Source organism: Streptomyces sp. NPDC030799, from assembly GCF_055572255.1.
Genome location: NZ_JBVIDS010000010.1, coordinates 1 through 25,070 on the forward strand (window position 1 = coordinate 1; position 25,070 = coordinate 25,070).

20 protein-coding genes are annotated in these 25,070 nt (G+C 69.0%); 7 read left to right on the top strand and 13 right to left on the bottom strand.

Annotation, left to right across the window (positions count from 1 at the left end):
* Positions 1 to 342: 342 nt before the first annotated feature.
* The 3 genes from ACZ41I_RS24325 to thyX form a co-directional block, all read right to left on the bottom strand.
* Positions 343 to 2,028 (bottom strand): ribonuclease J, encoded by a 1,686-nt coding sequence (locus tag ACZ41I_RS24325; protein ID WP_363220288.1) that lies wholly within the window; start codon positions 2,026 to 2,028, stop codon positions 343 to 345.
* Between the two features lie 174 nt (positions 2,029 to 2,202).
* A complete protein-coding gene (dapA, locus tag ACZ41I_RS24330; protein ID WP_468515043.1) occupies positions 2,203 to 3,102 on the bottom strand; it encodes a 4-hydroxy-tetrahydrodipicolinate synthase in 900 nt (299 codons plus the stop codon).
* A 221-nt stretch (positions 3,103 to 3,323) separates the two neighbouring features.
* Positions 3,324 to 4,073, bottom strand: coding sequence for an FAD-dependent thymidylate synthase (thyX, locus tag ACZ41I_RS24335; protein WP_399771063.1), 750 nt, complete (start codon positions 4,071 to 4,073; stop codon positions 3,324 to 3,326).
* A 170-nt stretch (positions 4,074 to 4,243) separates the two neighbouring features.
* Here thyX and ACZ41I_RS24340 point away from each other — a divergent pair, with 170 nt between their 5' ends.
* Together ACZ41I_RS24340 and ACZ41I_RS24345 are read left to right on the top strand one after the other, a co-directional pair.
* Positions 4,244 to 4,480: a hypothetical protein gene (locus tag ACZ41I_RS24340; protein WP_399771060.1), complete on the top strand. Its 237-nt coding sequence runs from the start codon at positions 4,244 to 4,246 to the stop codon at positions 4,478 to 4,480.
* Between the two features lie 92 nt (positions 4,481 to 4,572).
* Entirely contained in the window at positions 4,573 to 5,127 is a 555-nt protein-coding gene (locus tag ACZ41I_RS24345; protein WP_363220284.1) for a hypothetical protein, read from the top strand.
* A 201-nt stretch (positions 5,128 to 5,328) separates the two neighbouring features.
* Here ACZ41I_RS24345 and ACZ41I_RS24350 read toward each other — a convergent pair whose 3' ends face one another.
* From ACZ41I_RS24350 to rpsO, 5 genes are all read right to left on the bottom strand, one after another.
* Positions 5,329 to 5,781, bottom strand: coding sequence for a tetratricopeptide repeat protein (locus ACZ41I_RS24350; RefSeq protein WP_363220283.1), 453 nt, complete (start codon positions 5,779 to 5,781; stop codon positions 5,329 to 5,331).
* Between the two features lie 13 nt (positions 5,782 to 5,794).
* Positions 5,795 to 6,547: a 4-hydroxy-tetrahydrodipicolinate reductase gene (dapB, locus tag ACZ41I_RS24355; protein ID WP_363220282.1), complete on the bottom strand. Its 753-nt coding sequence runs from the start codon at positions 6,545 to 6,547 to the stop codon at positions 5,795 to 5,797.
* A gap of 32 nt (positions 6,548 to 6,579) precedes the next feature.
* On the bottom strand, positions 6,580 to 7,959 hold the full coding sequence (locus ACZ41I_RS24360; protein ID WP_399771052.1) for a M16 family metallopeptidase: 1,380 nt from the start codon (positions 7,957 to 7,959) through the stop codon (positions 6,580 to 6,582).
* Positions 7,956 to 10,178, bottom strand: coding sequence for a polyribonucleotide nucleotidyltransferase (locus tag ACZ41I_RS24365; protein WP_399771049.1), 2,223 nt, complete (start codon positions 10,176 to 10,178; stop codon positions 7,956 to 7,958). The genes ACZ41I_RS24360 and ACZ41I_RS24365 overlap by 4 nt, the downstream gene beginning before the upstream one ends.
* Before the next feature lie 337 nt (positions 10,179 to 10,515).
* Positions 10,516 to 10,803, bottom strand: coding sequence for a 30S ribosomal protein S15 (gene rpsO / locus ACZ41I_RS24370; protein ID WP_030619140.1), 288 nt, complete (start codon positions 10,801 to 10,803; stop codon positions 10,516 to 10,518).
* Positions 10,804 to 11,071: 268 nt separating this feature from the next.
* On the opposite strand from rpsO, the gene ACZ41I_RS24375 reads away from it, so the two are divergent.
* Positions 11,072 to 11,365 carry a DUF397 domain-containing protein gene (locus ACZ41I_RS24375; protein WP_363217945.1) on the top strand — a complete coding sequence of 98 codons (294 nt, stop codon included), beginning with the start codon at positions 11,072 to 11,074 and terminating at the stop codon, positions 11,363 to 11,365.
* 58 nt (positions 11,366 to 11,423) lie between these two features.
* Here ACZ41I_RS24375 and eccD read toward each other — a convergent pair whose 3' ends face one another.
* Positions 11,424 to 12,932 carry a type VII secretion integral membrane protein EccD gene (eccD, locus tag ACZ41I_RS24380; protein WP_363217948.1) on the bottom strand — a complete coding sequence of 503 codons (1,509 nt, stop codon included), beginning with the start codon at positions 12,930 to 12,932 and terminating at the stop codon, positions 11,424 to 11,426.
* A gap of 342 nt (positions 12,933 to 13,274) precedes the next feature.
* On the opposite strand from eccD, the gene eccCa reads away from it, so the two are divergent.
* From eccCa to ACZ41I_RS24400, 4 genes are all read left to right on the top strand, one after another.
* Positions 13,275 to 17,240, top strand: coding sequence for a type VII secretion protein EccCa (gene eccCa, locus ACZ41I_RS24385; protein WP_363217944.1), 3,966 nt, complete (start codon positions 13,275 to 13,277; stop codon positions 17,238 to 17,240).
* A 508-nt stretch (positions 17,241 to 17,748) separates the two neighbouring features.
* On the top strand, positions 17,749 to 18,240 hold the full coding sequence (locus tag ACZ41I_RS24390; RefSeq protein WP_468515044.1) for a hypothetical protein: 492 nt from the start codon (positions 17,749 to 17,751) through the stop codon (positions 18,238 to 18,240).
* The gene (locus ACZ41I_RS24395) at positions 18,162 to 18,740 is read left to right on the top strand and encodes a hypothetical protein (RefSeq protein WP_468515045.1); all 579 of its coding nucleotides are present in this window, start codon (positions 18,162 to 18,164) and stop codon (positions 18,738 to 18,740) included. The genes ACZ41I_RS24390 and ACZ41I_RS24395 overlap by 79 nt, the downstream gene beginning before the upstream one ends.
* Positions 18,741 to 18,746: 6 nt before the next feature.
* Positions 18,747 to 19,232, top strand: a complete 486-nt coding sequence (locus tag ACZ41I_RS24400) for a hypothetical protein (RefSeq protein WP_468515046.1) — start codon at positions 18,747 to 18,749, stop codon at positions 19,230 to 19,232.
* On the opposite strand, the gene ACZ41I_RS24405 is transcribed toward ACZ41I_RS24400, so the two are convergent.
* The 4 genes from ACZ41I_RS24405 to ACZ41I_RS24420 all read right to left on the bottom strand — a co-directional run bounded on the left by ACZ41I_RS24405 (position 19,192) and on the right by ACZ41I_RS24420 (position 24,994).
* Complete coding sequence (locus ACZ41I_RS24405; RefSeq protein WP_468515047.1) at positions 19,192 to 21,288, bottom strand: protein kinase domain-containing protein; 2,097 nt, start codon at positions 21,286 to 21,288, stop codon at positions 19,192 to 19,194. The genes ACZ41I_RS24400 and ACZ41I_RS24405 overlap by 41 nt on opposite strands.
* A gap of 40 nt (positions 21,289 to 21,328) precedes the next feature.
* The gene (locus ACZ41I_RS24410) at positions 21,329 to 23,542 is read right to left on the bottom strand and encodes a protein kinase domain-containing protein (RefSeq protein ID WP_468515048.1); all 2,214 of its coding nucleotides are present in this window, start codon (positions 23,540 to 23,542) and stop codon (positions 21,329 to 21,331) included.
* Between the two features lie 11 nt (positions 23,543 to 23,553).
* A complete protein-coding gene (locus ACZ41I_RS24415; protein WP_468515049.1) occupies positions 23,554 to 24,540 on the bottom strand; it encodes a protein kinase family protein in 987 nt (328 codons plus the stop codon).
* A gap of 154 nt (positions 24,541 to 24,694) precedes the next feature.
* Positions 24,695 to 24,994, bottom strand: a complete 300-nt coding sequence (locus ACZ41I_RS24420) for a WXG100 family type VII secretion target (RefSeq protein WP_363217940.1) — start codon at positions 24,992 to 24,994, stop codon at positions 24,695 to 24,697.
* Positions 24,995 to 25,070 lie beyond the last annotated feature (76 nt).

Sequence of the window (25,070 nt, forward strand, 5' to 3'; positions counted from 1 at the left end):
TGATTTTTGGCACGCTGTTGAGTTCTCAAGGAACGGTCGCTTCCTTCGTACTCACCCTCTCGGGCTTTCCTCCGGGCGCTTCCCTTCGGTGTTTCCGACTCTATCAGATCTTTTCTCGATCCGATTTCCTCGGTGCTTTCCAGGTTCCCGCTCTCGCGTTTCCCTTTCCGGCGGTCCCGACTTTATCAGAAGTTCTGAGTCGGTTTTCCCACCCGCTCCGGGGCACCTGTATCCAGCGCATGAAGTGCTGGGGTTCCCGGTGGGCGGAGCCGTAAACGTACTGGAGCGGGGCGCCCCGATGCAAATCGAGGCGCCCCGCTCCGGGCTCGCACCGACGGGGCGTCAGACCTCCACGACCACCGGGAGGATCATCGGCCTGCGGCGATAGGTGTCCGAGACCCACTTGCCGAGGGTCCGGCGGACGAGTTGCTGCAGCTGGTGGGGCTCCACGACGCCGTCCTGGGCGGACCGCTCCAGCGCTTCCGTGATCTTCGGGGCGACGTCGGCGAAGGCCGCGTCCTCGATGCCGGAGCCGCGCGCCTGGATGTGCGGGCCACCGGTGATCTTTCCGGTGGACGAGTCCACGACCACGAAGACCGAGATGATGCCCTCGTCGCCGAGGATCTTGCGGTCCTTGAGAGCCGGCTCGCCGACGTCGCCGACCGAGAGGCCGTCGACGTAGACGTAACCGGCCTGGACCTTGCCGGAGATCTTGGCCTTGCCCTCGACCAGGTCGACCACCACGCCGTCCTCGGCGATGACGATCCGGTCGTGCGGAACTCCCGTGAGCGCTCCCAGCTCGGCATTGGCGCGCAGGTGGCGCCACTCCCCGTGCACCGGCATCAGGTTCTTCGGGCGACAGATGTTGTAGAAGTACAGCAGCTCGCCCGCGGACGCGTGGCCGGAAACATGCACCTTTGCGTTGCCCTTGTGGACCACGTTGGCGCCCCAGCGCGTCAGGCCGTTGATCACCCGGTAGACCGCGTTCTCGTTCCCGGGGATGAGCGAGGACGCGAGGATGACCGTGTCGCCCTCGACGATGCGGATCTGGTGGTCGCGGTTGGCCATGCGGGACAGGGCCGCCATCGGCTCGCCCTGGGAGCCCGTGCAGACCAGGACCACCTCGTGGTCGGGCAGGTCGTCCAGCGTCCTGACGTCGACCACCAGGCCCGGCGGGACCTTCAGGTAGCCGAGGTCGCGGGCGATGCCCATGTTGCGGACCATGGAACGGCCGACGAAGGCGACCCGGCGGCCGTATTCGTGGGCGGCGTCGAGGATCTGCTGGATGCGGTGGACATGGCTGGCGAAGCTCGCCACGATGATCCGCTTGCGGGCGCCGGCGAAGACCTGGCGCAGCACGTTGGAGATGTCGCGCTCGTGCGGGGTGAAGCCCGGGACCTCGGCGTTCGTGGAGTCGGTGAGGAGGAGGTCGATGCCCTCCTCGCTCAGCCGGGCGAAGGCGTGCAGGTCGGTGAGGCGGTTGTCCAGCGGGAGCTGGTCCATCTTGAAGTCGCCGGTGTGCACCGCCATGCCCGCGGGGGTGCGGATGGCGACGGCCAGGGCGTCCGGGATGGAGTGGTTGACGGCGACGAACTCGCAGTCGAAGGGGCCGATGCGCTCACGGTTCCCCTCCGCCACCTCGAGGGTGTACGGGCGGATGCGGTGCTCCTGGAGCTTGGCCTCGATCAGGGCGAGGGTCAGCTTGGAGCCGATCAGCGGGATGTCCGGCTTCTCGCGGAGCAGGAACGGGACACCGCCGATGTGGTCCTCGTGACCGTGCGTGAGGACGATGCCCTCGATGTCGTCGAGGCGGTCCCGGATCGACGAGAAGTCCGGCAGAATCAGGTCGATTCCGGGCTGCTCCTCCTCCGGGAAGAGCACTCCGCAGTCGACGATCAGCAGACGGCCGCCGTACTCGAAAACCGTCATGTTTCGGCCGATCTCGCCCAGGCCGCCGAGCGGGGTGACCCGCAGGCCGCCCTCGGGGAGCGGCGGGGGCGGGCCGAGTTCGGGGTGCGGATGACTCAAAAGACCCTCCTCAGCACGCGCGCCACGTACCGGTCGGGCACGTGGCGCGCGTGACGTTCGTGCAGAAGCAGTTGTCGTTGTGGGGTGCGGGCACCGGTGGCCCGCTTCTTCTGTTGTTCTTCAGTTGTGAAGCTGTTCTTCAGTTGTGAAGCCCGTGTGGTGCCAAGTCTGTTGTCAGAGCTGTACCCCGCCGGCAGCAAGATCGATCTTGAGCTGGGCGATCTCCTCGGGCGAGCATTCGACCATGGGCGAGCGCAGGGGTCCCGCGGGCAGGCCCTGCAGAGCGAGCGCGGCCTTGGTGGTCATCACGCCCTGGGTGCGGAACATGCCGGTGTAGACCGGGAGCAGCTTCTGGTGGATCTCGGTGGCCTTGACGACGTCGCCGGAGACGTAGGCGTCGACGAGGGCGCGCAGGTCGGGGGTGACGACGTGGCCGACGACCGAGACGAAGCCGACCGCGCCCACGGAGAGCAGCGGGAGGTTCAGCATGTCGTCGCCGGAGTACCAGGCGAGGCCGGACCGGGCGATGGCCCAGCTGGCGCGGCCGAGGTCGCCCTTGGCGTCCTTGTTGGCGGCGATCCGGGGGTGCTCGGCGAGCCGGACCAGGGTCTCGGTGCTGATCGGGACGCCGCTGCGGCCGGGGATGTCGTAGAGCATGACCGGCAGGCCGGTGGCGTCCGCGACGGCCGTGAAGTGCCGGTAGAGGCCCTCCTGCGGGGGCTTGTTGTAATACGGCGTGACGACGAGGAGGCCGTGGGCGCCGATGCGCTCGGCCTCGCGGGCCAGCTCGAGGCTGTGGTGGGTGTCGTTGGTTCCGACGCCGGCGACGACGTGGGCGCGGTCGCCGACCGCCTCCAGTACGGCTCGTACGAGGTCCGCTTTCTCCGCGTCAGTGGTGGTGGGGGACTCGCCGGTGGTGCCGTTGATGATCAGGCCGTCGTTGCCTGCGTCCACCAGGTGGGCGGCGAGCCGCTGCGCGCCGTCGAGGTCGAGTGCGCCGTCCGCCGTGAAGGGCGTGACCATGGCGGTGAGGACCCGCCCGAAGGGGGTCTGCGGAGTCGAGGTCGGAGCCATGGGTAACACGCTACTCGGTGCTGCATACGTGGTCTGCCCGTGGGGTGCCGGGAAAGTCAGGACAAATGAGGAGCCCGGCACTGCCTGCTCGGGGGTTCAAGCAGTGCCGGGTCCGTTTGATCAGGCTAGATGAACTTCTCTAAATGCCGCAATACGGACACTTCGCCCGGCTGATCCGGACATCCGTTCCTGGTGGGGGAACAGAGCTTCGTAGGCCTTTCTTACGGGGCCACGCGCCCGTTCGCGTTGAAGGCGGCGTAGGTGAGCGGCATGAGCTTCGCCCACTCCGCCTCCATCTGCTCGCCGACCATCTCGATCTCCCGCTGCGGGAAGGACGGCACCTTGGCCAGCTCGTGCTGGGTGCGCAGGCCGAGGAAGTGCATCAGGGAGCGGGCGTTGCAGGTGGCGTACATCGAGGAGTACAGGCCGACCGGGAGGGCGGCGCGGGCGACCTCACGGGCGACGCCCTCGGCGAGCATCTTCTGGTAGGCCGCGTAGGCCTGCTCGTACGACTCCCGCAGGGTGCTGCTGACCGCCTCGTACTGGGCCGGGGTGCCCTCGACGAAGACGTACTTGCCGGGGCGGCCCTCCTGGACCAGCTTGCGGTCGGTGCCGGGGACGTAGAAGACCGGCTGGAGCTCCCGGTAGCGGCCGGACTCCTCGTTGTACGACCAGCCGACCCGGTGCCGCATGAACTCGCGGAAGACGAAGATCGGGGCGCTGATGAAGAACGTCATCGAATTGTGCTCGAAGGGGCTGCCGTGCCGGTCCCGCATCAGGAAGTTGATCAGGCCCTTGGAGCGCTCGGGGTCCTTCTTCAGCTCGTCCAGGGACTGCTCGCCGGCGGTCGAGACCCGCGCGGCGAAGAGGACGTCGGCGTCCGAAGCGCTGGACTTCACCAGCTCGACGGTGACGTCACTGCGGAACGTGAGCGACTCGGGGGTGGTCACGGGGGTTGGGGTCCTTCCCATCACAGCTGTGGTTCGCGCCCACCTTACGGGGCACTCGCCGGGGCCACGGCAGTACCTCACCTCAAAAATCCCACCATGGATTTTTTCCGACATGGGCACCTTTTGTGTCACTCGAGCGTCTGTACCGGTGAGGCCTGCTCGTTCGATCCCTGAAAGGAGACGTACCCGCGATGTTCCGTCGGCGCGAGCCCGTGCCCTTCGCCTTCCTGGCCGAGGCGGACCGGTTCCGCAGCAATGTCACTCCCCCGCCCCGTCAGCGGGCGTCCTTCGGCGAGATGGCCGGGCGCTGGCTGCTGGGTCTCACGATCGCCGCGGGGTTGGTCGGAGCCCTCGTCCTCGGCATGCCGGCCATGTCCACGCCGTCCAGTACGCCGGTGCAGCAGTCCCAGGCCTCCCAGGGGCACTGACTGACCCTTCCGGCCGCCCACGGGTGGTGAGCGGGAACACCGGCGGATAGCCTCACCGGGCACAGCTCACGCAAGGATTGTGAGGACCAGCCGTGCCCCTGTCCTTCCTGACGGCCGACCGGACCTTCGAGGCCGCCGCCGAGAGCGCGCTGCCGTACGACGACCGCGAGCGCTGGCGGCGCCCCTACCGACCCGGCCCCTGGCGTGTGGCCGCGGCGGCACTGGTGCTGCTGTTCGCCTCCTTCGTGCTGTTCGCCGCGGTGGCCCTCGCCCTGACCGACTCACTGTCCTCCGGCGGAGCGGTCTTCGTCGCGGCGCTCCTGGTGATCACCGGCGCGCTGCGGCTGCTGCGCATGGGCGTGTGGGTGAGCGGCCGGGGGCTGCGCCAGGTCGGTTTCCTGGTGACGCGTACGGCGCCGTGGGCCCGGGTGATCTCCGTGCGGACGGTGCAGCAGCCGGTGCGCTGGCTGGGGCTGCCGCGGACGGTGCAGGGGCAGGCGCTGACGCTCGTACGAAAGGACCGGGCGGCCGGGGAGACGGCGCCCCTGCTGACCACGCACACGCTGGACTTCCTGGGCCGCCCGGCCGCGTTCGACCGGGCCGCGGATGTGGTGGAGGCGTGGGCGGCGGAATACGGGCGCGGGTGACCGAAGGGTGCCCTGTGCCGGTCGGGGGCGGCGGGCGCTGCCCGCTGTGAGGCGCCTCCCCCGGAGGGGGTGACCCCCAGCGCCCACCGGTGCCGTCTCTGGGGTCCCCCAGGCCCTTGAGGCACTGGGGGAGGCAGAACTTCCCGCCGCTACGGCGCGATGCGACCGACGGGGCTGCCGCTCCCCCAGCGACAGGGGCAGTCAGGGTTGGACGGGTCGGCCGTCGTGCAGGGCGATGGCCCGTTGCATCGCCTTGCGGGCGCGTGGCGTGTCGCGGGCGTCGTGGTAGGCGACGGCGAGGCGGAACCAGCAGCGCCAGTCGTCGGGGGACGCCTCGGTCTCGGCCTTGCGCTTGGCGAAGACCTCGTCGGCCGAGTCGCGGTCGATCCGGCCGCTGGGCAGGCGCTTCAGCTCGTCGACCGGCAGGCCGCCCTCGGCGTCCAGCTCGGCGGCGAGGGCGTTGGCCCTGCGGACGAACCGGGTGTTCTTCCACAGGAACCACAGCCCGATGACCGGCAGGATCAGCACCGCGACCCCGAAGGTCACGGTGACGACCGTGCCGGACTCGATGAGCATGACGCCACGGCTGCCGACCAGGACGAAGTAGAAGACCAGGACGGCGGCCGTGACGAGGTAGGAGATCTTCGCGCGCATGGCAGGGCCTGTCTCAGCTCAGGTCCAGGAAGTGCTCCAGGCCGAACGTCAGGCCCGGAGTGGTCACCACGCGGCGGGCGCCGAGCAGGATGCCCGGCATGAAGCTGCTGTGGTGCAGGGAGTCGTGGCGGATGGTGAGGGTCTCGCCCTCGCCGCCGAGCAGCACCTCCTGGTGGGCCAGCAGGCCGCGCAGGCGGACGGCGTGCACCGGGATCCCGTCGACGCTCGCGCCCCTGGCGCCGTCCAGGGCCGTGGCCGTGGCGTCCGGTGCCGGCGCCGTACCGGCCGCCCGGCGCGCCTCGGCGATGAGCTGGGCGGTGCGCGTGGCCGTACCGCTCGGGGCGTCCACCTTGTTCGGGTGGTGCAGCTCGACCACCTCGACCGACTCGAAGTACGGCGCGGCGATCTGCGCGAACTTCATCGTCAGCACGGCCCCGATCGAGAAGTTCGGCGCGATGAGCACACCGGTCCGCGGGGACTCGGCGAGCCAGCCCTTCAGCCGCGCGAGGCGCTCCTCGTTCCAGCCCGTCGTACCGACGACAGCGTGGATGCCGTGGCGCACACAGAAGTCGAGGTTGTCCATGACGGAGTCCGGGGTGGTCAGCTCCACGGCGACCTGGGCGCCGGCCGCCGTCAGCGTCTCCAGGGTGTCGCCCCGGCCGAGAGCGGCAACCAGCTCCATGTCCTCGGCGGCCTCGACCGCCCTGACCGCCTCGGACCCGATCCGGCCCTTGGCACCGAGGACCGCCACGCGCAGCTTGCTCATCTCTTGCTTCCTTAGGGGAGTGACCGGGAGGGTTAGGCGACGGCGTCGTGCAGCCGCGCGGCCTGCTTGTCCTTCAGCGGGCCGATGACCGACAGCGACGGGCGCTGTCCCAGGATGTCGCGGGCGACCGAACGGACCTCGTCCGGGGTGACCGCCGCTATCCGGTCCAGCATCTCGTCGACGGACATCTGCTCGCCCCAGCACAGCTCGCTCTTGCCGATGCGGTTCATCAGCGCGCCGGTGTCCTCCAGGCCGAGGACGGTGGAGCCCTGGAGCTGGCCGATGGCGCGGGCGATCTCGTCGTCGGTGAGGCCGTTCGCGGCGACGTGGTCGAGTTCGTCGCGGCAGATCCTCAGCACGTCGTGCACCTGGCTCGGCCGGCAGCCGGCGTACACGCCGAACAGGCCGCAGTCGGCGAAGCCGGAGGTGTACGAGTACACGCTGTAGGCGAGGCCCCGCTTCTCCCGGACCTCCTGGAAGAGGCGGGAGGACATGCCGCCGCCGAGGGCGGTGTTGAGCACGCCCATGGCCCAGCGGCGGTCGTCGGTGCGGGCGAGGCCCGGCATGCCGAGGACGACGTGCGCCTGCTCGGTCTTGCGGCCGAGCAGCTCGACCTTGCCGGACGTGCGGATCGTACGGCTGCCGTCGCGCGGGGCGATGGGCTGCGCGTGCAGGTTCTTGAGCGCGTCCGCCTTCTCGAAGGCAGCGCGGACCTGTCGTACGACCGTGGCGTGGTCGATGTTGCCGGCGCAGGCGACCACCAGGTGGGTGGGGTCGTAGTGCTTCTTGTAGAAGCGGCGGATGCGGTCGGCGGTGAGGGCGTTGACGGTGTCGACCGTGCCGAGGACCGGGCGGCCGAGGGCGTTGTTGCCGAACATGGTGTGCGCGAACAGGTCGTGCACACAGTCGCCCGGGTCGTCCTCGGTCATGGCGATCTCTTCGAGGATCGCGCCGCGCTCGACGTCGACGTCCTCCTCGAGGATGAGCGAGTCGGTCAGCATGTCGCAGACGACGTCGATCGCGAGCGGCAGGTCGGTGTCGAGCACGCGCGCGTAGTAGCACGTGTACTCCTTGGCCGTGAACGCGTTCATCTCGCCGCCGACGGCGTCGATGGCGGAGGAGATGTCCAGCGCGCTGCGCTTGCGCGTGCCCTTGAAGAGCAGGTGCTCCAGGTAGTGCGTGGCGCCGTTCAGGGCCGGCGTCTCGTCGCGGGACCCGACGTGTGCCCAGATGCCGAAGGTCGCTGAGCGGACCGAGGGCAGGGTCTCGGTGACGATGCGCAGGCCGCCCGGGAGGGTGGTCTTACGGACCGTGCCGATGCCGCCTGTGCCCTTGATGAGGGTTTGGGTACGGGCGACGGCCCGCGCCTCCGAAGAGGTGCGGGCCGTCGTCCTGGAGCTACGGGACGTCACTGCTCGGCGTCGTCCTTGTCCTGGTCGTCGTTGCCTTCTTCGCCCTCGATCACCGGGACGAGGGAGAGCTTGCCGCGGGAGTCGATCTCGGCGATCTCGACCTGGACCTTCTGGCCCACGCCGAGGACGTCCTCGACGTTCTCCACGCGCTTGCCGCCGGCGAGCTTGCGGATCTGCGAGATGTGCAGCAGACCGTCCTTGCCGGGCAGCAGGGAGACGAACGCACCGAAGGTGGTCGTCTTGACGACCGTACCGAGGTAGCGCTCGCCGACCTCGGGCATCGTCGGGTTGGCGATGCCGTTGATCGTGGCGCGGGCGGCCTCGGCGGAGGGGCCGTCGGCGGCACCGATGTAGATCGTGCCGTCGTCCTCGATGGTGATCTCGGCGCCGGTGTCCTCCTGGATCTGGTTGATCATCTTGCCCTTGGGGCCGATGACCTCACCGATCTTGTCGACCGGGATCTTGACGGTGATGATCCGCGGGGCGTGCGGGGACATCTCGTCGGGCCGGTCGATGGCCTCCATCATCACGTCGAGGATGTGGAGACGGGCGTCGCGGGCCTGCTTGAGGGCCGCGGCCAGGACGGAGGCCGGGATGCCGTCCAGCTTGGTGTCGAGCTGGAGGGCGGTCACGAACTCCTTGGTGCCGGCGACCTTGAAGTCCATGTCACCGAAGGCGTCCTCCGCACCGAGGATGTCGGTGAGGGTGACGTAGTGCGTCTCGCCCTCGATCTCCTGGGAGATCAGACCCATGGCGATACCGGCGACCGGGGCCTTCAGCGGCACACCGGCGTTCAGCAGCGACATGGTGGAGGCGCAGACCGAGCCCATGGACGTCGAGCCGTTGGAGCCGAGGGCCTCGGACACCTGGCGGATCGCGTAGGGGAACTCCTCGCGCGTGGGCAGCACCGGCACGAGCGCGCGCTCGGCGAGGGCGCCGTGGCCGATCTCGCGGCGCTTCGGGGAGCCGACGCGGCCGGTCTCACCGGTGGAGTACGGCGGGAAGTTGTAGTTGTGCATGTAGCGCTTGCGGGTCACCGGGGAGAGGGTGTCCAGCTGCTGCTCCATGCGGAGCATGTTGAGGGTGGTGACGCCCAGGATCTGGGTCTCGCCACGCTCGAACAGCGCGGAACCGTGCACCCGCGGGATGGCCTCGACCTCGGCGGCCAGCGTACGGATGTCCGTCACGCCACGGCCGTCGATGCGCTTCTTCTCCTTGATGACGCGCTCACGGACCAGGGTCTTGGTCAGCGAGCGGTACGCGGCGGAGATCTCCTTCTCGCGGCCCTCGAACTCCGGCAGGAGCTTCTCGGCGGCGAGCCCCTTGACGCGGTCCAGCTCGGCCTCGCGCTCCTGCTTGCCGGCGATGGTGAGCGCCTGGGCCAGCTCGGGCTTGACCGCGGCGGTCAGGGCCTCGAGGACGTCGTCCTGGTAGTCCAGGAAGATCGGGAACTCGGCGGTCGGCTTGGCGGCCTTGGCGGCGAGGTCGGCCTGGGCGCGGCACAGGACCTTGATGAAGGGCTTCGCGGCGTCGAGACCAGCGGCGACGACCTCCTCGGTCGGCGCCTCGGCACCGCCCTCGACCAGCTTGATGGTCTTCTCGGTGGCCTCGGCCTCGACCATCATGATCGCGACATCGCCATCCTCCAGGACGCGGCCGGCGACCACCATGTCGAAGACGGCGTCCTCGAGCTCGGTGTGCGTCGGGAAGGCGACCCACTGGCCGTGGATCAGCGCGACGCGGACGCCGCCGATCGGGCCGGAGAAGGGCAGACCGGCCAGCTGCGTGGACGCGGACGCGGCGTTGATCGCCACGACGTCGTACAGGTGGTCGGGGTTGAGCGCCATGACCGTGGCGACGACCTGGATCTCGTTGCGCAGGCCCTTCTTGAAGGACGGGCGCAGCGGGCGGTCGATCAGTCGGCAGGTGAGGATGGCGTCCTCGGACGGCCGGCCCTCACGGCGGAAGAAGCTGCCGGGGATCTTCCCGGCTGCGTACATCCGCTCCTCGACGTCCACCGTCAGCGGGAAGAAGTCGAGCTGGTCCTTGGGGTTCTTGGAGGCGGTGGTGGCCGACAGCACCATGGTGTCGTCGTCCAGGTACGCCACGGCGGAACCGGCGGCCTGCTTGGCCAGGCGGCCCGTCTCGAAGCGGATGGTGCGGGTGCCGAAGGGGCCGTTGTCGATGACGGCCTCGGCGTAGTGGGTCTCGTTCTCCACTAGCGTTTTCTCCGTTACATATCGTCTTTCGTCCCTTGGCTGCCCGTGTGGCAGGGGGACGGTGGTGGAGAAGCGCGCCGTCTGGTGCGGGCCGGTCTTCGATCGAAGCACCCGGGGCTCGCAATCCCCCGGGGGCCACTACCGAGGACCGGCGGCGGCGAGGAGCGCTTCTCCTCGTTCTTCGTCGTACGTGCTGTGTCGTACGCCGTTCTGTGTCATGCGTATTGCGTTGTGCTACCACACTACAAAGCGTGAGTGACACTCCGCACGTTTCCGCATGTACGACGAAGGGAGCGGTCCCCGGGTGCTACCGGGAACCGCTCCCCTTCATGGCGTCTTACTTGGCGCCCGCCGCACCACGGCGGATGCCGAGGCGGTCGACCAGCGTACGGAAGCGCTGGATGTCCTTCTTCGCCAGGTACTGCAGAAGGCGGCGGCGCTGACCGACCAGGATCAGCAGACCACGGCGGGAGTGGTGGTCGTGCTTGTGGGTCTTGAGGTGCTCCGTCAGGTCGGAGATCCGACGGGAGAGCAGAGCGACCTGGACCTCGGGGGAGCCGGTGTCACCCTCCTTGGTACCGAACTCGGCGATGATCTGCTTCTTCGTAGCGGCGTCGAGCGACACGCGTACTCCTCATAGTCTGTTGAGTGCCACCGAGTGCCCCCGGTCTGCGTCTCGGGGGAGCTTCCGTTACTCGGGAGGCGGGGATCCGCTGGGCGCAGCCACCAGAACCGAGGGTTCCGGGGGTGCGTACACAAACGGCCGTCGCCCAGAGTACCAGCTGGTGGCCGACGCCATTCCCCCCGCTCCGGAAACCGCCCGGCCGGGACGCCGCAGGCCACTAGGGTGAGCGCCGGGACCGTACGCACGCCGGAAAGGGATCGCGCCAACGATGACGGAGACGGAAGCGGAGATCAAGGCACGCAAGGAGCGGGAGCGGGACGAGCTGTACGCGCTCGACATCTCGGACGTGGAGTGGCACTGCGCCCCCGGCACCGAGGAGCACGAGGAGCGCGTCGAGATCGCGTACCTGCCCGACGGAGCCGTGGCGATGCGCTCCTCCCTGGACCACGACACCGTGCTGCGTTACACCGAGGCGGAGTGGCGGGCGTTTGTGCTGGGGGCACGGGACGGGGAGTTCGATCTGGAGCCCAGCGAGCGCAACGGCGGTCTTGCGGCCCAGTGAGCGGAACGTGACAAAGGGCGGCACGCATGCGTGCCGCCCTTTTCCGTGGCGCCGGTCCTCAGCTGGTCATCGCCCGTGCGCGCGCGTACACGTCGAACACGGCCAGCGCCAGCGGGATCAGCGTGAGCAGGACGAAGCTCTCGGCGATCTCCAGGAAGCGCCCCCAGAAGGGGGTGACACCGCGCCGCGGAGTGATCAGCCCGATCGCGGTGACCAGGGCGGTGGCCGCGCCGACCGCCGCGGCGAGCCAGACGCTGCGGATGTCGAGTGCGGTGGTGTCGCCCTGGAAGGCGTCGATCAGGTAGCTCCGGGGCGGGTTCAGGGCGAGCCCGAGGCCGAGGAAGACGATCGCGGCGAGACCGGCGGCCAGGGTGGCGCCGACCTGCGCGGTGTAACGGAACAGGTGTGCCCGCATCAGCATCGCGAGGCCGGTCGCGAGAGCCAGGAGCTGGGCCCAGGTGTTGCTGGAGAAGCCGAGGACGATCGACGCGCCCACGGCGACGAGGGCACAGCCCCCGACGAGGCCTACGAGGAGTTCGTGGCCGCGCCGGGCCTGGGCGGCCACCCGCTCGGCGTCCACGGGCTCCTGCTGGGCGGGCTCGGCGGTGTCATAGCCGCCGCGGGAGGGGTTGGGCGGTTCGAAGCCGATGGGCAGCCGCGCGAAGCGCATGGACAGCCCCGGCAGGAAGGCCAGCGCCACCACGGACAGCGGGGCGCAGATGGCGGCCGTCTCGATGGGCTGCAGATCGGTGAGGGTCGCGATGAAGGTGGTGATCAGACCGATCGCGGAGGCGAAGAGGAACGCGACGAAGGGTCCGTCGCCGCCGGGCGAGACCAGGGTGAGCACCAGGGAGGCGACGAGGACCGCTGTGCAGGCGAGCAGGAACTGGAGCCGCCCGATGCCCTCGCCGGCGGCGAGCGGCAGCAGCCCGGAACCGGCCACGCCGACATTGGGCAGGGCGCCGAGTCCCAGCGCGACCGCGGAGCCCCGGTCGTCGTACACACGTGCGCGTACGCAGCCGATGGTGACCAGCAGGATGCCGGTGACGCCCGCGATGATGCCCTGCAGGCTGTGCATGTCGTGGCGGACCTGGGAGCTCCAGGCCACGAACGCGAGCAGCGCGGGCAGGATGCCGCCGGCGACGAGTCCGGCGGCGCGGGTGAGGTCGCCGCTCCACAGGGTGCGGTCACGGGTGACGGCGGAGGCCACCGCCTCGGAGACGTCGTCGAGGACGGCGGGCGGCAGCGACTCGGCGAACGGGCGCAGGGTGAGCAACTCACCGTCGAGAATGCGCTGTGCCGTGAAGGAGCGCGCGCCGTCGAGGACGGTGCCGTCCCGCCGTACGAGGTGGTAGCCGACCGGAGCGCCCTCGGCGGGGCTCTGCTGGGACAGGCGCAGGATCTCCGGGTACAGGTCGGCGACCGGTACGTCGTCGGGCAGCGCCACGTCGATACGACTGTCGGGCGCCACGATGGTGACCCGGCAGAAGCCGAATCCCATGCCCGCCCCGGAAGGGGCTCCGGTGCCCGGTCCACCGGTCGCGCCGGCCGGCGCGGAGGCCGTCATGCTCACCTGCTGTTCCCCCTCGTCGGTGGTGGGGCGGCCCATGGTGCCGCTGCCGCCGCGCACCTTCCGCCCGTAAAGATCCTGTGTAGGTTGTGCGGCGCCCCGCGCTCAACCGGTCGACCGGGCGGTCGCATCCGGGGTGTGCGGGGAGGCGCCCCCTTCGAACCGTTGCGGATTGCCCGGGTTTTCCCGGAACGATTCGCAACTGCTCACGCGTCTCACCGGCACCCTACCGCCAGCCGTTGTCAGTGGTTGTCAGTAGGATCGCGCTTCGCGATCGGCGTTCGCCTGACACGGGGCGGCGGACGAAAAATCTCGGTCCGGCAAGGGAATTGGTGCGTAGTGAGCCACATCGTCGTCAAGCGCCCGCCACGGGCACTGCCGAAGGAAGTGCCCACGGACGAGGTCGTGCTGGAGGCGCCGCCGGAACTGCCGCGCGGTCAGCAGGAAAGCGCTTGGATGCAGCTCCTGCCCATGCTCGGCATGGGCGGTTCGGTGGTGTTCTTCTTCAACCCGCAGGCCCAGCCCTTCATGAAGATCATGGGTCTGCTGATGGTGGCCTCGACGCTCGCCATGGGTATCTCGATGCTGGTCCGCTACCGCCGCGGCAACCAGGGGCAGATGGCGGACATGCGCCGTGACTACCTCCGCTACCTGTCCCAGACCCGGCGCTCCGCCCTCGACACCGCGAAGGCCCAGCGCGACGCCCAGTACTACCTGCACCCTTCGCCGGAGCAACTGTGGGCACTGGTCGCCGAGGGCAGCCGGGTGTGGGAACGGCGCACCGGTGACGAGGACTTCGGGCAGGTGCGGGTGGGTCTCGGCCCGCAGGCCCTGGCCACTCCCCTGATCCCGCCTCAGACCGCCCCGGTGGACGAGCTGGAGCCGTTGACCGCGGGCGCCATGCAGCGCTTCCTGGCCACGCACAGCAGCCTCGACGAGCTGCCGATGGCGGTCTCGTTGCGTGCCTTCTACCACGTGACGATCAGCGGCGAGCCCAACACCGTGCGCGGCGCCGCCCGTGCCGTCGCCGCCTCCCTCGCCTCACTGCACTCCCCGGAGGACCTGGTCATCGCGGTCGCCACCGGACGTCAGTCGGCGCCCGAGTGGGAGTGGGCCAAGTGGCTGCCGCACGTACAGGCCCCGGGCCTCGCCGACGGCGCCGGCAGCATGCGTCTGATCACCACCGACCCGGTGGAGCTGGAGGACCGGCTCGCCGCCCGCCTCCAGGGCCGCCCGCGTTTCCACCCCGGTGGCGCTCCGGTTGCCGAGCAGCCGCACGTGGTGGTCGTGCTCGACGGCATCTCCCTGCCCCCCACGTCACTGCTGGCCAACCCCGAGGGCCTGCAGGGCGTGACGGTCCTGGAGGTCGTGCCGGGCGACCTCACCGTCGGCCGCGGTGACCTCTCCGTCATCGTGCAGCCCAGGGAACTGCGCCTGGAGTCGGCGCACGGCATGGTCTACGAGGGGACACCCGACGTCCTGTCGTACGAGGCCGCCGAAGCCCTCGCCCGTCAACTGGCGCCGCTGCGGATGGCGTCGGGCGGGGACGACGACGAACCGCTGCTCGCCAACCTGGAGTTCACGGACCTGCTGAACCTGGGTGACGCGGCCTCCGTCGACCCGAAGCGGACCTGGCGGCCGCGCTCGCAGTCGGAGCGGCTGCGCGTGCCGATCGGTCTCGGTGAGGACGGCCGGCCCGTGATGCTCGACCTCAAGGAGGCGGCACAGGAGGGCATGGGACCGCACGGCCTGTGCGTCGGTGCGACCGGTTCCGGCAAGTCGGAGCTCCTGCGCACGCTGGTCCTCGGCCTCGCCGTGACCCACTCGTCCGAGACGCTGAACTTCGTCCTCGCCGACTTCAAGGGTGGTGCCACGTTCGCCGGCATGGCCCAGCTGCCGCACGTGGCGGCCGTGATCACCAACCTCGCGGACGACCTGACGCTCGTCGACCGCATGGGCGACTCGATCCGCGGTGAGCTCAACCGCCGCCAGGAGATGCTCCGTGACGCGGGCAACTACGCCAACATCCACGACTACGAGAAGGCCCGCGCGGCCGGCGCCCCGCTGCAGCCGATCCCGTCCCTCGTCCTGGTGATCGACGAGTTCAGCGAGCTGCTGACCGCCAAGCCGGACTTCATCGAGATGTTCGTGCAGATCGGCCGTATCGGCCGTTCACTGGGCGTGCACCTGCTGCTGGCCTCGCAGCGCCTGGAGGAGGGCCGCCTGCGCGGCCTGGAGACCTACCTGTCGTACCGCATCGGCCTGCGGACCTTCTCGGCGGCGGAATCCCGTGCCGCGCTCGGTGTCCCGGACGCCTATGAGCTCCCGAACGTCCCGGGTTCCGGCTTCCTGAAGTTCGGCACCGACGAAATGGTGCGCTTCAAGGCGGCGTACGTCTCCGGTGTGTACCGCACCAGCTCGCAGCAGGCCGCGGCGCTCGGCGGTCCGTTGCCCGTCGACCGCAGGCCGGTCGTGTTCACCGCGGCCGAGGTGCCGGTGCAGTACGTGCCGGTCCCGCAGCAGCGTCAGGAGGCGGCAGCCGAGCAGCAGGACGACGCACTCGCCGACACCGTGCTCGACGTGATCGTGCGGCGCCTGGAGGCGCAGGGCCCGGCCGCCCACCAGGTGTGGCTGCCCCCGCTGGACAGCCCGCCGTCGCTCGACACGCTGCTGCCGGGGCTCGCCCCGGTACCCGGCCGCGGCATGACCCAGCCGGGCTACGAGGGCGCGGGCCGGCTCGTCGTCCCGGTCGGCCTCATCGACAAGCCCTACGAGCAGCGCCGCGACCCGCTGTGGCTCGACTTCGGCGGCGCGGCCGGCCATATGCAGATCATCGGCGGCCCGCAGTCCGGCAAGTCGACGCTGCTGCGTTCGGTCATCGCGTCGTTCGCCCTCACTCACACCCCTCACGAAGTGCAGTTCTACGGTCTGGACTTCGGTGGCGGCGGTATGGCCGCGGTGGCCGGCCTGCCGCACGTGGGCGGCGTGGCGTCACGTCTCGACCCGGAGAAGGTCCGTCGTACGACGGCCGAGGTGTACGGCGTCATGACGCGACGCGAGGAGTACTTCCGCTCCACGGGCATCTCCTCCATCGCGGAGTTCCGCTCCCGCCGCGCGCGCGGCGACATCTCGGTGACCGACCAGCCCTGGGGCGACGTCTTCCTGGTCATCGACGGCTGGGGCAACTTCCGCACGGACTACGAGGCCCTGGAGCCGCTGGTCCTGGACATGGCCCAGCGCGGCCTCGGCTACGGCATCCACGTGATCATCACCGCGTCGCGCTCGATGGAGGTCCGGGCGAACCTCAAGGACCACCTGATGAACCGCCTTGAACTGCGGCTGGGTGACCCCATGGACTCCGAGATCGACCGCAAGATCGCGGCGAATGTCCCCACCGGCGTACCGGGCCGCGGCCAGACCCCGCAGAAGCAGCACTTCATGGCAGCGGTCCCGCGCATCGACGGCCTCTCCTCGGACACGGACCTGGCGGAGGCGACGACCGCTCTCGCGGCCGAGGTCACCCGCCACTGGCAGGAGCCCGGCGCACCGCAGGTACGCCTGCTGCCCCGCGAGTTCGCGGCGGCCCAGCTCCCGCCGGGCGACCGTTTCCCGAACCGGGGCATCTCCTTCGCCCTCGACGAGGACAACCTCGAGCCGGTGTTCGTGGACTTCGAACAGGACCCGTTCTTCCTGGTGTTCGGTGAGAGCGAGTCCGGCAAGTCGAATCTGCTGAAGCTGCTGATCAAGCGCCTCACCGAGCGCTACGACGGGCACAGCTGCAAGCTGTTCGTCGTCGACAACCGCCGCTCGCTCCTCGGGGTGACCCCGGACTCGCACCTGGCCGAGTACATCCCGATGTCGAACCAGATGCAGCACCACATGGACGCGCTGGCCGACCTGATGCAGCGCCGCACGCCGACGGCCGACGTGACCCCGGAGCAGCTGCGCAACCGCAGCTGGTGGCGGGGGCCCACGGTGTACGTCGTCATCGACGACTACGACCTGGTGTCCACCTCCAGTGGCAACCCGCTGGCCGGCCTGACGGAACTCCTCCCCTTCGCCCGCGACGTCGGCGTCCGCTTCATCATCGCGCGCTCCACGGCGGGCGCCGGCCGCGCCGGCTACGAGACCTTCATGCAGCGCATCAAGGAACTCGGCGCCCAGGGCGTGGTCCTCGCGGGCGACCCCGCCGAGGGCGAACTGCTGGGCGGCGTCCGACCGCGGGCGATGCCGGCGGGCCGGGGCATCTTCGTGTCGCGGAAGCGGGGGAAGCCGATGGTGCAGGTGGGGTTGGTGGAGTCCTAGCGGATTGTCATCCTTTCGAGCGATACGGCTCTCCGGCCGACCCGGATGCCGCGGACCATGACGGTCCGCGGCATCTTGCCGTTCGCCTCAACCAGCTAGCGGCAGACAGTGGGGGTGGCGGAGGGACTGGGGACTTGGTCGTCCACCAGGACGACCTGGGAGCCGTTGGGCACGAGGCCAACATCCTTTACGGCGAAGTGAAGAGTCAGGCGGACATCACCGCGGCCGGAGCGGGCAAGGGCTCGACCGGCTCGACGATGCAGGCCGCAGCAACTCTGAAGTCGCACGGATTCCAGACGGCCAATGCCCTGGAAACCACCGTCGAGATCTGGAGCTCACAGGTGAGGTCCGTACTACAGGCATGTGCGCATATCTCCGACCACCTGGACTACACCCGTAAGCTCCACGCGCAGGACGACGCCGAGATCGGTGCCGTACTCCGGGGCCGTGACGGCTCAGCCGTGGCCGTCTCCCAACTCAACGAGTACTTCAAGCAGGAGTACCTCCGATGGCCCTCACACTCACAGACCTCGTTGACGTCGACCTCAGCAGACTCGCCACTGCCGTGTCGGACTGGAAGAAGGCCGTCGACGGCTTGAAGAAGGCGGCGGAGAGCGCACGTACGGGGATGCAGGCCAAGTCGGACTCGGCACGGTGGGCCGGCGTGAACGCGACGGTGACGCATGAGTTCGTTGCAAAGACCGCCAAGGAGGTCTCGGATCTCCACAGCGAGGGCAACAGCAACTACCAAGTCCTCGAGGACGGGCACAACGAACTTGCCTCGCTGCAGAAGCAGTTGAGGACCGCCGTTCAGGTGGACGCCCCGCATCTCGGTGTCCGGGTCGAGGACATCGGTGCCGGAAAAGTCCCGGTGCCGCAGCCGACCTCGACTCGAACAACGCTGCTCGCTTCCTGGGTGAAGTGGGACAGGACCTGGACGCCTATTCCGCCATCACCACCGCACAGCAGACTTACACGACCAATGTCGTGGATCATGTGATCAACGGATCCAGCCATTCGACGGCGTCGCTGGACGGGCGAGTAGGTGCCGCTGTCGCCCCCGGTTCTGCGATCGCAGGGATCATGAGCGACGCCCGGGCTCATGCGATCTACGAATACCACACCGCTTCCGACACAGAGTTCAACGAGGCTGCTGCCGAGAAGCAAAAATGGGTGAATCGCGTCCTGGGCATGGGCATCGAAAAGGTGGGGGAACAGGTTCCCATCGCCGGCGCCCCTCTTGAATGGGCCTCGGAGGACATCCAGGAATCCATCATGGAGAGCATCGAGCACGACACGTCGAGCGAAGCCGAGACCCAGGCCGGTGAGGAGTACACCAACGGTCGGCAGGCGGCTCTGGATTCTGCCCGGTCCGCCGTCGACCACGCACTGGTGAACAACAAGACCATCGATCCCGACACCGCCGACGATCTCAGGAGGGCCGCGCGCACATCTGCCGGTCACAGCCATTCGGACGGCGCAGTGGAAATCGGAGAGTAGCAAGCATTGAGTTACGCACCGCATGCCCTCCGTGGCGTATCACTCCTTGTTGCCGCGCTGACCGCAGCCGGCTGCTCCTCCGACGCACCCCGGCAGGACTTCACCGTCCCCAAAGCCCTGTGCGGGATCTCTGTCCCGACCGACGCTCTCTCTCAGCTGTTGCCTGCCTCGGGCAAGCAGCTCGCCGCCGAACGGACCGGAAGTCTGGACGAAGGCTCCGCGCTGTGCACGGTCAAGGTCGACGGAGCCACGGTGCTGGAGGTCAGCGGAGAGCGCATCGATGCCGGAGACTCGGCGCGGAACATCTTGCGCAGCCGACTGTCCATTCAGGATCCGAAGTCCTCAGACACTGGCTCGATCGCATATGCCGATCACGCCGCAGCGTCGCTGATCAAGCGTCGCGGCAGCGAAGTCGAGGTGGAAGACGTCAGCACCGTCATGCTGGAGGCCTTCAGAACACCGGCAGCGCGTAGAGCGAGCTGTCGTTCGTGATGAACGCCCTGTTGCCGTCGACTGCGATGGAGTGGTGCCGCGCTTCGGGCAACTCGTATGACCAGCCCGACTGCCCCGAGTCCATGTTCACGGTATTGACCGTCGTGCGGTACGAGTGGTCGATCATCCACACTCCGGTGCCCTGGACGAGCACGGCGCAGTCGCCGCTGCCGGCCTTGTAGGAGGTCCAGGTGTTGCCGCCGTCGGTCACTCTGCGCCGTTCGGGGAACCGCCCGCCAGTCGCATAGACGGAATCTCCATGGACACTCACCGGCCCCCACTGCGCGGGATGGTCGTACATGTCCTGGGTCGTGTGAGACCAGATCTCCGTCGCGTCGGTGATTTTCAGGGCGGTCAGTGTCTTGCCGTTGAGGTAGACGACGCCGTCCTGTACGACAGGAGTGATCGAGACCTTCTCCGCCTGGTGTCGCAGCTCCCACGCGAAGCGGCCGTCGCCGGTCATCACCGCCAGTACGTGGCCGTCGGTCGTCGGAAGGACCAGACGTCCGCTCCCGACGGCTCCCTTGGCGGAAAGCTTGCCGCGGTACCGCGCCGGGGCCTGGGCCGTCCAGCGGATCCTGGCATCCGAGCGCCCGACGCTGCGCAGCCGGCCGTCCTTCGTGACAACGTAGACCGCTTCGTCGTCCACGCCCACGAGTGACTTGGCTTCGGCCTCCACGGTCCATTTACGCTCGCCCGTGGACGGAACGAACGTGTGCAGCGTGCCCTCGGCGTCGACGGTCACGATCAGGCGGTCGGACAGCGAGAGATACTGGCTCGGCTGCACATCTGCTGCCAGCCAGCGCCGTTTGCCATTGACGACGTTGTAGGCCCCGATCCCCCGGACACCATTGTTGTAGTCACCGATCACGACGACATCCCGTACGGGCAGTGGAGCGGGAGATTCCTGGTCGATGATGTCGTGGCGGCTCCACAGCGCTTTGGGAGACCCGTCGACGATGTAGTCACCGTCGTCCGCCGAGAGCAGGCGGGCTTCGGGAGTCGTCACTGCAGGGGGAATGTCGAACAGGGCGTCCTTCTCGTCCCTCCGCTCCTCCCGGAGCAGCCACCAGCCCGTCGTACCGCCCCCGGCGGCGAGCACCGTGCCGCCGGCCGCGAGCCCGGTGAGGAGACGCCGCCTCGTCACGGTCCTGACGGTGCTCAGCATGAGTGGGGCAGTGAGCCGCCGTACCTCGTCTTCACGCGCCTTGATCTCCTCCGCGACCGACCCGCGCCGCCATACGCGACCGCTGTTCCTCGGCGGGGCGAACGCCGTAACGATCTGGCCTGGGCTCGGCCGTGACGCGCCGTCCTTGGCCAGACAAGGGGCGACAAGTGCGTGCAGTTGGGGAGACAGTCCGTCCCAGCGTGGCTCGCCATGCACGACCTCGTACTGGACGGCTGCCATGTGCCCGCCCTCGAACGCGCGTCGACCGGTGGCCGCATAAACAAGCACAGCGCCCAAGGAGAACACGTCCGCGGCAGGCGTCACTCGCCGCCCGAGCACCTGCTCAGGCGCACCGTACCCCGGAGTGACGGGGATCTGACCGGTCGTGGTGAGCGTCAGCCCGTGCTCAGGGCGGGCGATGCCGAAGTCGATGACCCGTGGACCGGTCGACGTCAGCACGACGTTCTGGGGTTTGAGGTCACGGTGAATGAATCCCGCGGCGTGGATGTCCGCGAGGGTCTGCGCGATCGTCGCCGCCAAACCGCGCACACTCGTCTCGTCGAGAGGCCCGAGCTTGTCGACCGCCTGGTCCAGGGTCGGGCCGGCAAGGAATTCGGTGGCAATCCAAGGGCGACCGCCCTCGGTGTGCGCGCCCAGGACCGCCGCCACGCCCGGGCTGTGCACGGCCTGTGCCGCCAGCGCCTCACGCACAAAGCGCTGGGCGATGTTCGGGTCGTGAGCCAGTTCCGGGCGCAGGACCTTGATCGCCGCGACGGCCCCGGCGCCGTCCTGGCCGACGTAGACCCTGCCCATGCCGCCCTCGCCGAGGACGCCGAGCAGGCGGTAGGGGCCGAGGCGGACCGGGTCACCGACGCCCAAGGAGTTCATCGCTGACTGCTTTCTCTTCTGCTCATCGGGGGACGGCCACTCACTTGAGCGGGAAGGCGGCGAGGAACTTGCCGCCCAGTGCGACCGTCACCCTGGCCTTCTCGTGAGTGATGAAGCGGTCCCCGGTGGTCTTGTAAGAGTTCACGGGTGTGCGCGACGCGAGATCGACCGCCCAGAGTGCCGAAGAACGTTTGCTGTAGGCGAAGTCGGTGCCGATCACCGGCGCGGCGGACACGTCCGCTCTCGCTCCTCCACCGCCCCTTTCCTTCCACAGCACCCGGCCGCTGCCGGAGTCGAAGGCGACGAGACCGAGACCCTTTTCGACGGCGTAGACCACGCCGTCCTTGACCGCCGGAGGACCGTAGGTATGCCCGGGGCGCTCAGACCTGGAGTCCCATACCCGAGCGCCGTCGCTCAGCCGCAGCGCCCGCAGCCGACCGGTGCCGAGGTACAGATTCCGGGCGTCCGTCGCCAGCGGTGCGTACACGCGGTCCGGTGCGGCGCCGTCGAAAGGCTTGTCCCAGCGCACCGCACCTGTCCGGGTGTCCCGTACGACGATGCGCACCTTGCCGGCGTTCGTCTCCTGCAAGGCCACCAGGTGGTGACCGACGACTCGGGCCGTGAGGAAGTGCAAGCGGTCGGTCTTGTCCGGCCGTGAGGGCAGCGGCGCGGCCCACAGCTTCTTCCCCGTGCTGATGTCGACGGCGAAGACGGACCAGGACTGGGATGCCAGGAAGTACGCGATGTCGTACTTGCCCTTGCCCGCCGCCGCGTACACGACGCCATCGGCCGTACACAGCACCTGGTTCTCGTCGATGACACCGTTGAAATCCGTGAGTTGGGCAAAGGGCTCACTCGCCACGCCCGACAGAAGGTCTACGGAGGCAAGGACGAGCGGAAACCCACCAGGCTTCCCCGCGTTTCCCTCGGATCCTTTCGGGGCCACCATGCGCACGAGCCGCTCGCCGTCAGTGGCGACCTGCCAGTGGATCTCCATCTCTTTCGACGTCCACTTGATGTCTCCGGAGCGGGCGTCGATTCCGGCCAGACCGGTACCAGCCACCAGCGTCACAAGGTTGTCGACGGCGAGTGGCTGCGCGGGCGGTTCGGTGCCGTACGGCGGATCGGCGACTTGGTACTGCCAGAGCGAGTCGAGCTCCTTCTCCGGCAGCTGGCTGTTGCTTGGAATCACGACAGGATGCCTCTGCCCCGACTCCGATCGCCGGTTCCATGCCCAGACTCCCGCCCCGACGGCCACCGCGCCGACTGCCAGTCCGCTTCCGGCCAGCAGCAGCCTGCGTCGGGACATCGGCGCCGTCGGTGTGGTCAGCGTTTCTGCAAGGTGTTCCGGCGGTGCGGGGAGTCGTCGAGGCGCGATCTGCCAGACCTCGGTGGCCCGGCGGGCGATCTCCGCGAGCAGTGAGTCCGGCAGGTGATCGGCGAACTCTCCTGAGCCGTCGTGCAGTTGGGTGGCGAGCTCAGAGGTGGTCGGACGGCGGAACGGGTTCTTGTCCAGGCACTGGGCGAGGATCGGGACCAGGGTGGCGGGTACGCCGCTCAGGTCCGGGTCGCCGTACCGGACCCGGTAGAGAAGATCGGCAGCCTGCCCCTGGCCGAACGGGGCACGGCCGGTGGCGGCGTAGACAAGAACGCCGGCCAGTGCGAACACGTCGCCGGCCCCGGTGTGTTCCTCTCCGCTCGCCTGCTCCGGTGACATGAAGGCCGGCGTACCCATTGCCAATCCGGCTCTGGTCAGACGGTCGTCACCGATCGCTCGGGCGATACCGAAGTCGATGACCTTGGGCCCGTAGGCCGTCACCAGAATGTTGGAGGGCTTGAGGTCGCGGTGGACGACCTCGGTGCTGTGCAGTTGGCCAAGTGCTCCGCACAGAGCCGCCCCGAGCGCGCGCACGGCCCCCTCGGGGAGGGGTCCTTCCTGTTCGACTGCCTCGTCGAGCGGCGGGCCGAGCACGTACTCGGTGGCGAGCCAGGGCGTCGCGGCTTGCGTGTCCGCCTCCACGACCTGGGCACCGTGCTGCCCTCCGATCACGCGGGCGGCATCGGCCTCGAGCCGAAACCGGGTTCGAGCAGCGGGGTCCGAGGCAATGCCGGCGTGCATCGTCTTGACCGCGACGGTCCGTCCACCGGCCGATCGCGCCAGGTAGACCGTGCCCATGCCGCCGCTGCCAAGGCGGACGATCGGTCGGTACGGGCCGAACGCTTGAGGGTCGTCATGAGTGAGCGGAGTAGGCATACGGCGGATCGTCAGTCCTGGCGTGAGATGGACGCGCCGACGCCCGGGATGTCGGCGGCGAGTACGGCGGCCGACTGGTGGGCGATGGCGGCGATCACGCGGCTCGGCAGCCAGCCGGGGCTGAGCAGCGCGGCGACTCTGGTCGCGAATCCGACATCGGCCGGCATAGCCGCCATGGCGGGGCCGATGGGACCCGGCGCCGCTGAAGAAGTCGCCTCAGCAGGGGCGAACGCATCGATCAGCTCGGCAAGTTGAGGCCGCGCGGCGGCGTCCCTCGACAGACAACGGCTGACGATCGTACGCAGCGGGGCAGGAAGATCGTCGCGTTCGGGCGTCGTATGACCGGTGGCAGCGTAGGCGAGCGTTGCGCCCAGCGCGTACACATCGCCCAGGGGCCGTGGGTGCCCACCGGACGCCTGCTCGGGCGGCAGGCTGCCTGGCTCCAGTCCCGGCATGCCGGAACGGACCGTGCCGTCCGGGGCTGCGGCTCGTACGGCGCCAAAGCACGTGAGGCGTGGCCCGTCGGCAGCGAACAGCACGGCCGCCGGGGACACTCCGGCATAGGCCAGCCCCTGCCCGTGCACGATGGCCAAGGCCTCCGCGAGGGCCGCGCCAAGGGCCCGGACGGTCCGCTCAGGAAGTGGGCCGCCATGCACGGCAAGTGCGGTGGGAAGGGGAAGCGCCGGCAGATAGGGACGGGCGTGCCAGGCGGGCTCCTCAGGGGCGGCGCAGGTGACGGCGGGGGACATGACCTGGCCGAGAAGGTAACGCGAGCCCTCGGCTTCCATCATGAAGCGCTTTGGATCGGTGCCGGCGAGCGGAGCGCTGAGCAGGACCGTGCGCTCGCCATCGGTGCTGCGCGCGATGTAGCGGCGCTCCGGGACCGGGACTCCGCTGTAGGGGTCGTCCAGCGGGGTGAGAAGGACGTACGGGCCGATTCGCCGGGAGACTGAGCCGCTCTGCTGCGCCGCGCCGCTTCCGGCGGTCGTCGCCTGCACCTGATACCCATCCTTGTCCGTGCGTTGTCCGCGCCGGTCCCGGCGATCCAGCCGCGGCCAAGGACTGGGCGTCAGGCGATGGGTCTGTGGACCGACGACAGGGTGGGCGCCTCCCGCGCGCGCCCACCCTGGAGTTGCTTGTGCGAGCCGTGTCCTAGTGGAAGTAGGAGGCCGCCTTCTTGTCGCCTTCCATGTACGTACCGCCGGACTGGGCGACGACGTGACCGATACCCTGCAGCGCCTGGTGGATGTCGTTCGCTTCCTTGTCCCAGCGCTGCAGCTTCTCGTGGAAGGTGCCCTGGGCCTGGCCCTCCCAGTACTGCAGGCTGTTCACCACCAGTCCGCGCAGGTCGTGCAGGTCCGTCTCGAGCTGGCTCGCCTGGTTGCCGATGCTGGTCGCCGCGGTGTCGAGCCCGTCGTAAGTGACTGACAGCCCCTCAGCGTTGTTGGCCATGCGTCTTTACCTCGTCTCGCTGGTGTGTAGCTGATGAGTGCGCCGGTTGCCCGGCAGTCGTTCTGAGTGCTGCTCG